13 protein-coding genes and 1 pseudogene are annotated in these 14,140 nt (G+C 42.4%); 12 read left to right on the forward strand and 2 right to left on the reverse strand.

The features are described 5' to 3' along the window. The first annotated feature begins 2 nt into the window (after positions 1-2). The 4 genes from CGC64_RS00320 (at position 3) to CGC64_RS00335 (ending at position 2,683) form a co-directional block, all read left to right on the forward strand. Complete coding sequence (locus tag CGC64_RS00320; protein ID WP_005678665.1) at positions 3-368, forward strand: YraN family protein; 366 nt, start codon at positions 3-5, stop codon at positions 366-368. 81 nt (positions 369-449) lie between these two features. Further along, on the forward strand, positions 450-806 hold the full coding sequence (locus tag CGC64_RS00325; protein WP_005678664.1) for an MmcQ/YjbR family DNA-binding protein: 357 nt from the start codon (positions 450-452) through the stop codon (positions 804-806). Further along, positions 790-1,548 carry a biotin--[acetyl-CoA-carboxylase] ligase gene (locus tag CGC64_RS00330; protein ID WP_005678663.1) on the forward strand — a complete coding sequence of 253 codons (759 nt, stop codon included), beginning with the start codon at positions 790-792 and terminating at the stop codon, positions 1,546-1,548. Before CGC64_RS00325 ends, CGC64_RS00330 begins: the two co-directional genes overlap by 17 nt. A gap of 67 nt (positions 1,549-1,615) precedes the next feature. After that, positions 1,616-2,683: a zinc-dependent metalloproteinase lipoprotein gene (locus CGC64_RS00335; RefSeq protein WP_005678659.1), complete on the forward strand. Its 1,068-nt coding sequence runs from the start codon at positions 1,616-1,618 to the stop codon at positions 2,681-2,683. Between the two features lie 29 nt (positions 2,684-2,712). Here the strand turns inward: CGC64_RS00335 and CGC64_RS00340 are convergent, their stop codons facing one another. After that, on the reverse strand, positions 2,713-3,396 hold the full coding sequence (locus CGC64_RS00340; protein WP_032855387.1) for a tetratricopeptide repeat protein: 684 nt from the start codon (positions 3,394-3,396) through the stop codon (positions 2,713-2,715). Between the two features lie 112 nt (positions 3,397-3,508). Here CGC64_RS00340 and CGC64_RS00345 point away from each other — a divergent pair, with 112 nt between their 5' ends. Both CGC64_RS00345 and pyrH read left to right on the forward strand, forming a co-directional pair. After that, entirely contained in the window at positions 3,509-4,837 is a 1,329-nt protein-coding gene (locus tag CGC64_RS00345; RefSeq protein WP_005678657.1) for an MATE family efflux transporter, read from the forward strand. Positions 4,838-4,891: 54 nt separating this feature from the next. Continuing rightward, positions 4,892-5,602, forward strand: a complete 711-nt coding sequence (gene pyrH / locus CGC64_RS00350) for a UMP kinase (RefSeq protein WP_005678656.1) — start codon at positions 4,892-4,894, stop codon at positions 5,600-5,602. Positions 5,603-5,647: 45 nt separating this feature from the next. Here the strand turns inward: pyrH and CGC64_RS19390 are convergent. Beyond that, positions 5,648-5,752 (reverse strand): annotated as a pseudogene (locus CGC64_RS19390) (DUF4369 domain-containing protein); the annotation flags it as partial. 300 nt (positions 5,753-6,052) lie between these two features. Here CGC64_RS19390 and CGC64_RS00355 point away from each other — a divergent pair. From CGC64_RS00355 to CGC64_RS00380, 6 genes are all read left to right on the forward strand, one after another. Beyond that, complete coding sequence (locus tag CGC64_RS00355; protein WP_005678655.1) at positions 6,053-6,964, forward strand: DMT family transporter; 912 nt, start codon at positions 6,053-6,055, stop codon at positions 6,962-6,964. 51 nt (positions 6,965-7,015) lie between these two features. Continuing rightward, positions 7,016-7,576, forward strand: a complete 561-nt coding sequence (gene frr, locus CGC64_RS00360) for a ribosome recycling factor (RefSeq protein WP_005678654.1) — start codon at positions 7,016-7,018, stop codon at positions 7,574-7,576. Positions 7,577-7,590: 14 nt separating this feature from the next. Further along, the gene (rsgA, locus tag CGC64_RS00365) at positions 7,591-8,523 is read left to right on the forward strand and encodes a ribosome small subunit-dependent GTPase A (protein ID WP_005682624.1); all 933 of its coding nucleotides are present in this window, start codon (positions 7,591-7,593) and stop codon (positions 8,521-8,523) included. 124 nt (positions 8,524-8,647) lie between these two features. Next, entirely contained in the window at positions 8,648-9,733 is a 1,086-nt protein-coding gene (locus tag CGC64_RS00370) for an efflux RND transporter periplasmic adaptor subunit (protein ID WP_005678652.1), read from the forward strand. Between the two features lie 12 nt (positions 9,734-9,745). Then, the gene (locus CGC64_RS00375) at positions 9,746-12,778 is read left to right on the forward strand and encodes an efflux RND transporter permease subunit (protein WP_005678651.1); all 3,033 of its coding nucleotides are present in this window, start codon (positions 9,746-9,748) and stop codon (positions 12,776-12,778) included. Next, positions 12,775-14,121 carry a TolC family protein gene (locus tag CGC64_RS00380; RefSeq protein ID WP_005678650.1) on the forward strand — a complete coding sequence of 449 codons (1,347 nt, stop codon included), beginning with the start codon at positions 12,775-12,777 and terminating at the stop codon, positions 14,119-14,121. Before CGC64_RS00375 ends, CGC64_RS00380 begins: the two co-directional genes overlap by 4 nt. The last annotated feature ends 19 nt before the right edge of the window (positions 14,122-14,140 follow it).

Genomic DNA, 14,140 nt, shown 5'->3' on the forward strand with positions numbered 1-14,140 from the left:
AGATGGCCAAACATAATGATTTAGGGAAAGCTGGAGAAAACGCAGCAGCGGCTTATCTTGAGAAGGAAGATTATCTCATCCGCCACCGGAACTGGCGTAAAGGACATTTCGAACTGGACATTGTAGCAGCAAAAGATAATGAACTGGTGGTCGTGGAAGTAAAGACTCGCAGTAACACCGAGTTTGCTCAACCGGAAGATGCTGTGGATGTACCGAAAATAAGACGTACAGTACGTGCTGCGGATACGTACATAAAGCTATTTCAGATTGACATTCCGGTTCGCTTCGATATCATTACGGTAGTGGGTGAAAACGGCAATTTCGAGATTGAGCATATCAAGGAAGCATTTCTTCCTCCTTTATTCTAAGAAGTTCCGAGGCTCATCACAGAAAATACAGAGTAACACGGAGTATGCAGAGTATACAGATTTATTATATAATTATTAGTTATGAACGTAGAAACTGTCAGAGAATACTGCCTCAGCAAGAAAGGAGCAACTGAATCTTTCCCTTTCGATGATGTGTCACTTGTCATAAAAGTGATGAATAAGATGTTTGCCCTTATTGATCTGGAAGGAGCAAACAGTATTGCATTAAAATGTGATCCGGAAAAAGCGATTGAACTGCGCGAACATTATGCCGGCATCGAAGGAGCTTATCATTTCAACAAGAAATACTGGAACAGCGTCCGCTTCGACAGTGATGCAGATGATAAACTTATAAAAGAACTGATCGATCATTCTTATGATGAAGTAATCAAGAAGTTTACTAAAAAGCTACGTACAGAATATGATGCGCTCCCCTAAACGATTTCCGGTCCCATTGGTTCATATCAATGAAACGAACTCTACCAACAATTATTTGCAAGCTCTTTGCGCACGACAACAAACAGAAGAGTTCACCACTGTGGTTGCAGACTTTCAAACGTCCGGACGAGGACAACGTGGCAATTCGTGGGAAGCAGAACCTGATAAGAACCTTCTTTTCAGTTTTGTGATTTTTCCAGTCTTTTTGGAAGCCAGACAACAGTTCCTTATCTCTCAAATTGTATCATTAGCAATCAAGGAAGAACTGGATACTTACACCACCAATATTTCTATTAAATGGCCGAACGATATTTATTGGAAAGATAAGAAAATATGCGGAATGTTGATAGAAAATGACTTAATGGGAAGAAATATCAGCCAAAGCATTGCAGGAGTAGGAATAAATATCAATCAGGAAGTGTTTCACAGCTCTGCTCCCAATCCCGTATCATTATTTCAGATCACAGGAAAACAATATGATATATTCAATATATTAGAGCATATAATGCTACGTATTCAAATTTATTACGACTTACTTCAAAAAAACAATACGGCACTCATAACCGCCCAATATGAAAGGTCGCTTTTTAGAAAAGAGGGAATGTACCGGTATAAAGACGTCAATGGCGAATTTATGGCTAATATTGTTTGTGTTGAACCTGAAGGAAGACTCATTTTAGAGGACGAAACACAAACAAAAAGAGGTTATATGTTTAAAGAAGTGGAATATTTATTGAAATAAGTAGTCCACGAACTGATTTAAACATTATCTTTGGAACCAATGTTTTATATGAAAAACTCCCTTATTTATGAAAACAAGATTAATTTTCCTGCTTCCATTATTATGGTTGCTTATTGGCTGTGAAGATTCCGAACCGGAGTCAAAACCGGATTCCACCGATCCTCCACTAATAGAATATCATTATGAACTTCCAGTTGTCTTTCATGTTCTCTATCAGAATGAACAACAGAATATTAAAAAAGGACGAATTCAGGAGATCATAACAGACTGCAATAAATATTATCAAAATCGTTTGGGCAGTAACAGCGTAGATATGAACCTTGAATTTGTTCTCGCCACAGAAAATCCTCAAGGGGTAAAACTTGATGAGCCCGGTGTACATCCAATTCAAGTAAGCAATCCTGTGCAAGACTGTGAGGTTTTTATGACAGACAAAGCTAATCTTAAATATTTGTGGGATACCGACAAATACATAAATATCATGCTTTACCCTTTCAAGCAAGATGAGAATTCTGAAGGTGTAATTTTAGGTATATCTCATTTACCATATACAATCAAGCCCGATTATCTAGAAGGACTAAATCAATTAAATGGTATTCCCAGCCACAGTTCGCTCAAATATCCTCATTGTATTTCTATTAATAATACATATATAAACAGTACACCAAGTAATGAATCTAAAAAAATATATAGTTCTACTGATATAGTGGCAACAATCGCCCATGAATTAGCCCATTATCTCGGATTATTCCATACATTCTCCGAATCGGATGATGAAGGACTTAATACATGTATGGACACAGACTATTGCGATGACACTCCAACCTATGATAGAGAAGCATATAGCAATTGGATGCAAAGTTATATCGAATCAAAGAACGGCATAAAGAACATGAGTCTTAGCGAATTTAACAAATTGTTTGAACGAAAAGACTGCGTCACTAATCTAACATCCACTCCAAACAACATAATGGACTATGATATATCTTGGGTAAACCGTTTCACTCCCAATCAACAAGAACGTATTCGCTATGTGTTGATGCATAGTCCTCTCGTTCCCGGTCCCAAAGTAGAAAGAACAACTACTCGTACGCTATCCGGGGAACAGGAACTTCCGATGAGAATGATAAAATAGCATTTATAATAGAAAAAGAGGTGAACCGCTTAGCGCTTCACCTCTTTTTCTATTATAAATATCTTGTCCAACGTCTTTTGCGCCTCCGTAGAAGGAAACCTTAAAACAACCTTCTGCAAAGAATTTCTTGCCTTTTCATATCCCGTAGCAAATAATTTCGATAATCCATCGCGGTATCGTGCGTACTGCATCTTTGTAGGGGAAGAAATTTTCTTATAATCGGTTTCCAACTTCTTTTTCTCCTGTTCCGCCATTAGATAATAATAATTACCCAAGAAGATGTTAGCAGCTAAGTTGTCCGCATCCAGTTGCAATATCGTCTCATACATTCGCAAAGCATCCTTTTCCTGCCCACGACATACCTGCATTTCTGCACAAGATTCCAGATAAGCTACATTATTGGGAGCCTTTTGAAGTAATTCTTTATAGAACAGATAAGCTTTGTCGTAATTTCGTTTCTTTCTAAATGCAATAGCCAGCTCGTTAGCCAACTTCACACTAATCTCACTGCTCTTATCAATATTTGTCCAATAATACATTTCCGTACGATCTATATTCAAGCTAATCGTTTGACGGAAATAGCTCATAGCCTGCCCTTGCTGCCCGGCTTCAATAGCGGCAGACACTTTCTGCAACATCTCATCAACCGACTGTGCATTCAGCATCAGCGGCAATGAAAACAGAGACAAAAAAAATATAGTTAAGGTTCTCATAATCCGTTACATTGCTATTTAGTTCGTGACACACAAAGATACAACAAAAAAATAAAAAACGTACCTTTGTTCACAAAAAGAACAATCATTTAGATAAAAGTGTTTCTACAAGATGATAAATATAAAATTGTACTCCGAAAACAGACGCATATTACAGATTGCCATACCGTCCATTATATCGAATATCACCGTCCCTTTACTGGGATTGATTGACGTAACTATCGTCGGTCACCTCGGTTCTCCGGCCTATATCGGAGCCATTGCCGTAGGAGGAATGTTATTCAACATCATCTACTGGATTTTCGGTTTCCTCCGTATGGGGACGAGCGGCATGACCTCGCAGGCTTACGGGCAACATGACTTGAATGAAATCACCCGGTTATTACTCCGCTCCGTCGGCGTCGGTCTATCCATTGCAATCTGTCTGTTAATACTCCAGTATCCTATCCTAAAACTTGCATTTACTTTTATACAGACGACTCCGGAAGTTGAACAACTGGCAACCACCTATTTCTATATCTGTATCTGGGGAGCACCTGCCATGTTAGGGTTGTATGGATTTGCAGGCTGGTTTATCGGAATGCAAAATTCACGTTTCCCGATGTATATCGCCATTACGCAAAATATCGTCAATATCACAGCCAGCTTATGCCTTGTCTATCTGCTGGACATGAAAGTGGCAGGAGTAGCTACCGGAACCCTTATCGCCCAATATGCAGGGTTCATAATGGCAATATTACTATATATCCGTTATTACAGCAAACTCCGCAAACGAATTGCCTGGCGGGAGATATGGCAGAAACAAGCTATGTACCGCTTCTTTCAGGTCAACCGGGATATATTCTTCCGTACACTTTGCTTGGTTATCGTCACTATGTTTTTCACTTCAGCCGGAGCCGCACAAGGCGAGATCGTATTAGCCGTAAACACATTGCTCATGCAATTATTCACTCTCTTTTCTTATATCATGGACGGTTTTGCTTATGCCGGTGAAGCGTTAGCAGGACGTTATATAGGCGCAAGAAACCAACCGGCTCTCCGTAACACAGTCAATCACCTGTTCTATTGGGGCGTCGGTCTTTCTGCAGCATTCACCCTTTTGTATGCAATAGGCGGAAAAGGCTTTCTCGAATTACTGACTAATGACACTTCAGTAATAAACGCTTCCGACACCTACTTCTATTGGGCACTCGCCATTCCGTTGGCCGGTTTTTCCGCTTTTCTGTGGGACGGAGTTTTTATCGGTGCCACTGCCACCCGTTCCATGCTTTATTCAATGCTGATTGCTTCTGCCAGCTTTTTCCTCGTCTACTATGCTTTCCATGACTTTTTAGGCAATCATGCTTTGTGGCTCGCTTTCCTCATTTATCTTTCATTGAGAGGAATTGTACAAACCTTTATCGGAAGGCAAATCGTGAGAAAAGTAATCGTACCGCAATGAGGCTATCCAATAAATTATCTCTATATTTGCGGCAAATAATAAAATAAAAAAGGTATGGCAAAGTATAAAAGAGTCTTGCTGAAATTAAGCGGAGAAAGCCTTATGGGCGAAAAGCAATATGGCATTGATGAAAAAAGACTGGCAGAATATGCTGCACAAATCAAAGAAATTCATGAACAAGGCGTACAGATCGGCATCGTGATTGGCGGAGGAAACATTTTCCGTGGTTTGAGTGGAGCCAATAAAGGATTCGACCGTGTGAAAGGCGACCAAATGGGGATGCTGGCAACTGTTATCAATAGTCTGGCATTGAGTTCGGCCTTGGTAGCTGCCGGGGTGAAAGCCCGTGTGCTTACAGCAGTCCGCATGGAACCGATCGGCGAATTTTATAGTAAGTGGAAAGCGATCGAACACATGGAAAACGGTGAAATCGTCATCATGTCTGCAGGAACGGGAAATCCTTTCTTTACTACCGATACAGGATCTTCATTGAGAGGAATCGAAATCGAGGCAGACGTGATGCTGAAAGGGACTCGTGTGGACGGCATTTATACAGCCGACCCGGAGAAAGACCCTACGGCAATCAAGTTCCACGACATCACTTACGATGAAGTGCTGAAACGTGGCCTGAAAGTAATGGATCTGACGGCTACTTGTATGTGCAAAGAAAACAACCTGCCCATTGTCGTTTTCGACATGGATACGGTAGGCAATCTGAAAAAAGTAATCAGCGGAGAAGAAATAGGTACAATTGTACACAACTAATTATAAAAAGAGGACGTTCCCGGTAAATAAGGGAATTAGGATTTATTATAGCGATGAGCGATAGACAGAGCATATATACTCTCCTATCGCATTATCGCTATTAATTTCTATAAATTTCTTCAACAAATCCGAGAAGCCGGATTTTACCTGCCCCCTGTTTATCTGTACAAGACGAGAAACTCCCAAGCATTGGATAGGATACAATGAAAAAGGCGATTTGGTTCTAAGGGTACAATTTCTTCCGTGCATATAGTTTCCCTATTTGCCTAAGAATTATTCTTCCGGCTACACTTATTTAATCTTCCGATCGCATAAACAGGATTAGTTTTATGCAGCCAAAATAATAGTTTTTAGCACACGAAAGATTAAATTATACTATCAACAGGCTAAACACTTGTTTATCATCAGTGAACTGTGTACTTTTGCACGCCATTTTAAAGACTTAAAGCAATGAACAGCAAAACCAAAGGTTTTATTTATGGAGCGATTGCCGCCGCAAGTTACGGTATGAATCCTCTTTTTACACTCCCGCTCTATGCAGCCGGCATGAGCGTCGATACTGTTTTATTTTATCGTTACTTTTTTGCTGTCATCGTACTAGGGATACTGATGAAGATGCAGCATCAATCTTTCGCCCTTCGTAAAGCGGATATTCTTCCGCTGGTTATTATGGGATTGTTGTTTTCGTTTTCTTCCTTACTACTGTTCATGAGCTACAACTATATGGATGCAGGAATCGCGTCAACGATCCTGTTCGTTTATCCGGTAATGGTAGCGGTCATTATGGGAGCGTTCTTTAAAGAGAAGATTTCAGCAATCACCGTCTTTTCCATTCTACTGGCTCTCGCCGGCATTGCCCTGCTTTATCAGGGAGACGGAGGCAAACCGTTGTCTACCATTGGAATCATCTTTGTCCTGCTATCATCGCTATCTTATGCCATATATATAGTAGGTGTCAACCGCTCGACACTGAAAAACCTATCGACAACAAAACTCACTTTTTACGCTATTTTGTTCGGTCTGTCGGTCTACATCGTCCGTCTGAACTTCCTGACGGATTTGCAAGTGATACCTACCGCGTGGCTCTGGGGAGATGTATTGGCACTGGCTATCCTGCCTACTGCCGTATCACTGGTTTGCACAGCATTGGCTATCCATTACATAGGTTCCACTCCGACCGCCATACTGGGGGCTCTGGAACCTGTGACCGCTTTATTTTTCGGTGTCCTTCTGTTTCACGAAAAGCTGACACCCCGCTTAATGGTCGGTATTCTGATGATTATTACAGCAGTTACCCTAATCATCATCGGTAAGTCACTCATAAAAAAGATGAGTATGCTGTTGCAGGTGAACAAAAAATAATATACTTTTGCTACTTAATCAATCGAATAGCAACTTTAATTATCAAAAAATATGGTAGACGTAAAGACTTGCCTTGACAATGCACAAGAGAAAATGGATATGGCCATTATGTATCTGGAAGAAGCGCTGGCACATATCCGCGCCGGAAAAGCGAGTACCCGACTGTTGGACGGTATCCGCGTAGATTCTTACGGAAGCATGGTTCCTATCAGCAATGTAGCAGCCGTAACGACTCCTGATGCACGCAGCATCACTATCAAGCCGTGGGACAAAAGTATGTTCCGTGTAATCGAAAAAGCCATTATCGACTCTGATCTCGGCATCATGCCCGAAAACAATGGTGAAATAATCCGTATCGGTATTCCCCCATTGACCGAAGAACGTCGTAAACAACTGGCCAAACAGTGTAAAGGAGAAGGTGAAACTGCCAAAGTGAGCGTACGCAACGCCCGCCGTGACGGTATCGACGCACTGAAAAAAGCTGTAAAAGACGGATTGGCAGAAGATGAACAGAAGAATGCGGAAGCCAAACTGCAAAAAATCCACGATAAGTATATCAAGCAAATAGATGATATGCTGGCTGAAAAGGATAAAGAAATCATGACCGTTTAAAAAACAAAAAGCAAGTGCACGGATTAGTAATCAAAAACACAGGCAGTTGGTACCAGGTGAAAACCGACGACGGACAATTTATTGAATGTAAGATCAAAGGTAATTTCCGGTTAAAAGGGATTCGCAGTACCAATCCGATAGCCGTGGGCGACCGTGTTCAGATTATAACCAATCAAGAGGGCACTGCTTTTATCAACGAAATAGAAGATAGGAAGAACTACATCATCCGTCGTTCTTCCAATCTTTCTAAACAATCGCATATACTTGCCGCCAACCTCGACCAATGTATGTTGGTGGTAACTGTCAACTATCCCGAGACTTCCACCATTTTTATCGACCGTTTTCTTGCGTCCGCAGAAGCCTATCGGGTTCCCGTCAAATTAGTATTTAATAAGGTAGACGTTTACAACGAAGAAGAATTGCATTATCTGGACGCACTTATTAACCTGTATACGCATATCGGCTACCCTTGTTTCAAGGTTTCCGCAAAGAACGGTGACGGAATAGACGAAATCAAAAAGGCGCTCGAAGGTAAGATTACTCTTTTCTCCGGACATTCGGGTGTAGGGAAATCGACTCTTATCAATGCTATACTGCCGGGAATTGAAACAAAAACCGGCGAAATCTCCACTTATCACAATAAGGGAATGCATACCACCACTTTCTCCGAAATGTTCCCGGTAGACGGAGACGGATATATTATTGATACTCCGGGCATCAAAGGTTTCGGAACATTCGATATGGAGGAAGAAGAAATTGGTCATTATTTTCCTGAAATATTCAAAGTTTCCGCCGAGTGCAAATATGGCAACTGCACGCATCGTCACGAACCGGGATGTGCTGTGCGCAAAGCGGTAGAGGAGCATTTAATCAGCGAATCTCGCTATGCTTCTTATCTGAATATGCTGGAGGATAAAGAAGAAGGAAAGTACCGGGCTGCTTACTAGCACTCTTTTTTTCTTTCGATTGATTAACTCTTTTTTACCATTTCTCTCATTAAACCTTTCCTTTCAGAGAGTGTCTAAGTTTGTGAAGATATTATATAACATGCTATACATACGATACTAAACCATGAATAAGAAAACTAAATGGGGCATCATTATCCTCGTTGGTGCCGGAATTATCGGAGGAGGAATCTACTCACAATTACCAAAGAAAAACGACGAACTGGTAGCCGCCGACAAAGTAATGGGTGGTAATCAAAAAAAAGGAAAACAAATCTTAAACGTAAATGCCAAAGTCATAAAACCACAATTATTGACGGATGAATTTACGACTACCGGTGTACTTCTACCAGATGAAGAAGTAGATTTGTCTTTCGAAACTTCCGGAAAAATAGTCGAAATCAACTTTGAAGAAGGTACGTCTGTCAAGAAAGGCCAGTTACTAGCCAAGGTAAACGACCGACAGTTACAGGCACAACTACAACGACTGGTTTCACAACTGAAACTGGCAGAAGACCGTGTTTTCCGTCAGGACGCCCTGCTGAAACGGGATGCAGTCAGCAAGGAAGCCTACGAACAAGTTAAGACAGATTTAGCAACGCTGAATGCCGATATTGAAATAGTGAAAGCGAATATCGAATTGACCGAGCTCCGTGCCCCGTTTGACGGGATTATCGGACTCCGACAGGTCAGTGTCGGCACGTACGCCTCTCCGACCACTGTCGTTGCGAAGTTGACTAAAATCGCCCCGCTGAAAGTAGAGTTCTCCGTACCGGAACGTTATGCCAAGCAGATTAAAAAAGGAACCAACCTGAATTTCAGCGTTGAAGGTAAACTAGATGCCTTCGGCGCACAAGTATATGCAGTAGAATCGGCAATCGACCCGAATCTGCACCAATTCACAGCCCGCGCACTTTATCCGAATGTAAACCACATCCTGCTGCCGGGACGCTATACCAGTGTTTTATTGAAAAAGGAAGAGATTCCCGATGCAATCGCTATCCCTACGGAAGCTATTGTGCCGGAAATGGGGAAAGATAAAGTCTACCTGTATAAATCGGGGAAAGCCGAACCGGTGGATATTATTACCGGTATCCGTACAGCATCCGAAGTGCAAGTGATAAGAGGACTACACATGGGAGATACAATCATTACTTCAGGAACACTGCAGCTCCGCACCGGACTGGCTGTGAAACTTGATAACATTGATTAATACCAGCGCCTTATGAATATATCCGAATTAAGTATACGCCGCCCGGTATTAGCCACTGTATTGACAATCATTATTCTCCTGTTCGGATTTATCGGATACAATTATCTGGGTGTCCGCGAATATCCGTCAGTAGATAATCCGATTATCTCTGTTAGTTGCTCATATCCGGGAGCTAATGCCGATGTTATCGAAAATCAGATAACCGAACCATTGGAACAGAATATCAATGGTATCCCCGGTATCCGTTCTTTATCCAGTGTCAGCCAGCAAGGACAAAGTCGTATTACCGTAGAGTTTGAATTGTCTGTCGACCTGGAAACCGCCGCAAACGACGTTCGTGATAAAGTTTCACGTGCACAACGTTATTTACCTCGCGACTGTGACCCTCCTACCGTATCAAAAGCGGATGCGGACGCCATGCCTATCTTAATGGTTGCTCTTCAAAGTGACAAACGTTCGCTGCTGGAGTTGAGTGAAATCGCAGATTTGACAGTCAAAGAACAGTTGCAAACAATTTCCGATGTAAGTAGTGTGTCTATCTGGGGAGAGAAACGTTACTCCATGCGTCTCTGGCTCGACCCTGTGAAAATGGCAGGTTACGGAATTACTCCTATCGATGTAAAAAATGCAGTTGACAATGAAAACGTAGAACTTCCTTCCGGTAGTATCGAAGGAAATACTACCGAGTTGACGATCCGTACATTAGGACTGATGCACACGGCAGATGAATTCAATGACTTGATTATCAAGGAGGAGAACAACCGAATTGTACGTTTCAGTGACATCGGACGTGCCGAGTTGGGGCCAGCCGACATCAAGAGCTACATGAAGATGAACGGCGTACCCATGGTCGGCGTGGTAGTAATTCCACAGCCGGGTGCAAACCATATTGAAATCGCCGACGCTGTATACCAGCGTATGGAACAAATGAAAAAAGACTTGCCGGAAGACGTGCACTATAATTATGGGTTTGATAACACCAAATTTATTCGTGCGTCTATCAATGAGGTTAAGTCTACTGTATATGAGGCTTTTGTACTCGTTATCATCATCATCTTCCTTTTCCTGCGCGACTGGCGTGTGACACTGGTACCATGTATCGTGATTCCCGTTTCCCTTATCGGAGCATTCTTCGTTATGTATCTGGCGGGATTCTCTATTAATGTACTTTCCATGCTTGCCATTGTGTTGTCCGTGGGACTGGTGGTGGACGATGCGATTGTTATGACGGAGAATATCTACATCCGCATTGAAAAGGGAATGAGCCCGAAAGAGGCAGGGATCGAAGGAGCGAAAGAGATTTTCTTTGCTGTTATTTCAACGACGATCACACTGGTTGCCGTATTCTTCCCGATTGTCTTCATGGACGGTATGACGGGGCGGTTATTCCGAGAGTTCAGTATCGTAATTTCGGGTTCGGTTATCATTTCTTCGTTCGCGGCACTGACTTTCACTCCGATGTTGGCAACCAAACTACTTATCAAACGGGAAAAGCAAAGCTGGTTCTATGCAAAGACCGAACCGTTCTTTGAAGGCATGAACCGGCTATACAGCCGTTCGCTAGCTGCTTTCTTGAACAAACGTTGGATTGCCCTTCCTTTCACTTTTATTACTATTTGCCTGATTGGAGTTCTGTGGAATGCTATTCCTGCGGAAATGGCTCCTCTTGAAGACCGTTCTCAAATCAGTATCAACACACGAGGTGCAGAGGGTGTCACTTACGAATATATTCGGGATTATACGGAAGATATCAACCAGCTTGTCGATTCCATTCTTCCTGACGCAGAATCTGTTACCGCCCGTGTATCCAGTGGTAGCGGAAACGTGCGTATCACGCTGAAAGACATGAAAGATCGTAACTACACGCAAATGGAAGTTGCCGAAAAGATTTCGAAAGAAATACGGAGCAAGACAATGGCACGTTCGTTTGTGCAACAGCAGTCTTCTTTCGGAGGACGTCGTGGAAGTATGCCTGTCCAGTATGTGCTTCAAGCTACTAATCTGGAGAAGCTGGAAGAAGTACTGCCCAAGTTTATGGCTAAAGTATATGAGAATCCGGTCTTTCAGATGGCAGACGTAGACTTGAAGTTCAGTAAGCCGGAAGCCCGTATTCAGATTAACCGTGACAAGTCCAGTATCATGGGAGTTAGTACCAAGAATATTGCTCAAACATTGCAATATGGATTGAGTGGCCAGCGTATGGGATATTTCTATATGAACGGAAAGCAATACGAGATTCTCGGCGAGATCAATCGTCAGCAGAGGAATAAGCCGGCCGATTTGAAAGCCATTTATGTTCGCAGCAGCAATGGGGATATGATTCAGTTGGACAACTTGATTGAGTTGGAAAGTGGTATCGCTCCTCCAAAGTTATACCGGTATAACCGATTTGTATCAGCTACTATTTCCGCAGGATTGGCAGACGGAAAAACGATCGGACAAGGACTAGACGAAATGGATAAGATTGCCAAGGAAACATTGGACGACACGTTCCGAACAGCTTTGGCGGGTGACTCCAAAGAATATCGTGAGAGTTCTTCCAGTCTGATGTTTGCCTTTGTCTTGGCTATTCTTCTGATTTACCTGATTCTGGCTGCGCAATTCGAGAGTTTTAAAGATCCATTGATTATCATGTTGACAGTACCGTTGGCTATTGCCGGAGCATTGGTATTCATGTATTTCGGAGATATAACAATGAATATTTTCAGTCAGATTGGTATTATTATGCTGATTGGTCTAGTGGCAAAGAACGGTATCCTGATTGTAGAATTTGCCAATCAGAAACAGGAGGCCGGAGAGGATAAAATGAGTGCTATCAAAGATGCCGCCCTGCAACGTCTCCGCCCGATTCTTATGACAAGCGCTTCTACGGTTCTGGGACTTATCCCGTTGGCATTCGCCACCGGAGAAGGCTGTAATCAGCGTATTGCCATGGGTACGGCAGTAGTAGGTGGTATGGTCGTTTCTACCCTACTTACCATGTATATCGTACCGGCTATTTACAGTTATATCTCGACCAATCGAATCAAAAAACTAACCGAATGAAACAGAAAGGAATTTGCATGAAACGTATCATATATATAGTTACCGCATGTGCCTTCTTGTCAGTTTCTACTGCGAAGGCGCAACAAGTCCTCACACTGAAAGAGTGTTTGGAGGAAGGACTGCAAAACAATTACTCGTTGCGCATCGTCCATAACGAGGAACAAATCAGCAAGAACAATGCAACGTTAGGGAATGCAGGATACTTCCCTACATTGGATTTCTCTGCCGGATATACCGGAAACCTGGATAATATTGAAAGTAAGGCCCGTGCCACCGGAGAGATTACAAAAAACAATGGGGTCTATGACCAGACCGTCAACGTCGGGCTTAACCTCAACTGGACTATTTTCGACGGATTCAATATCAGTACAACGTACAAACAGTTGAAGGAATTGGAACGTCAGGGAGAAACTAACACCCGTATCGCCATTGAGGATTTCATTGCGGACCTGACCTCGGAATATTATAACTTTATCCAACAGAAGATCCGTCTGAAAAACTTTCATTATGCAATGTCGCTCTCCAAAGAACGCCTGCGTATAGCAGAAGCGAGTCATCTTGTCGGAAAGTTCTCAGGATTGGATTATCAACAGGCGAAAGTAGACTTCAATGCAGACAGTGCTCAATATATCAAACAACAGGAATTGCTGCACTCATCGCGTATCCAGTTAAATGAGCTAATGGCTAACAAGAATGTTAATCAGGCTATTATAATCAAAGACTCCACGATCGACGTACATGGGGATTTGAAATTTGAGGAGTTATGGAATGGCACACTGGCAACGAACGCTTCTTTACTGAAAGCAGATCAGAATACGGTACTTGCGCAATTGGATTATAAAAAGGTAAATTCACGTAACTATCCGTACCTTAAACTGAATACGGGATATGGATATACCTTTAATAAGTACGATATTAATGCAACCAGCCGGAGGGGAAACTTGGGCTTCAATGCCGGAGTAACTGTCGGATTTAATATATTCGACGGCAACCGCCGCCGTGAAAAGCGGAATGCAACCCTTGCCTTCAAGAACCGCCGTCTGGAACGTCAGGAATTGGAGCTTGCCCTTCGCTCCGACCTTAGTAATTTATGGCAGGCTTATCGCAACAACCTTCAATTACTGAATCTGGAACGTCAGAACCTCGTAACTGCCAAAGATAATCACGATATTGCCATGGATCGTTATATACAGGGAGACCTTTCCGGTTTTGAGGTACGTGAAGCACAAAAGAGTTTGCTGGATGCAGAAGAACGCATCCTCTCCGCAGAATATAACACCAAACTTTGCGAGATCTCTTTGCTGCAAATCAGCGGAAAGATTACAAAATACCTGGAAGAATAGAAAAACTACGTGAATAATA

The sequence above is a fragment of the Bacteroides caccae genome, from assembly GCF_002222615.2.
GTDB lineage: Bacteria > Bacteroidota > Bacteroidia > Bacteroidales > Bacteroidaceae > Bacteroides > Bacteroides caccae.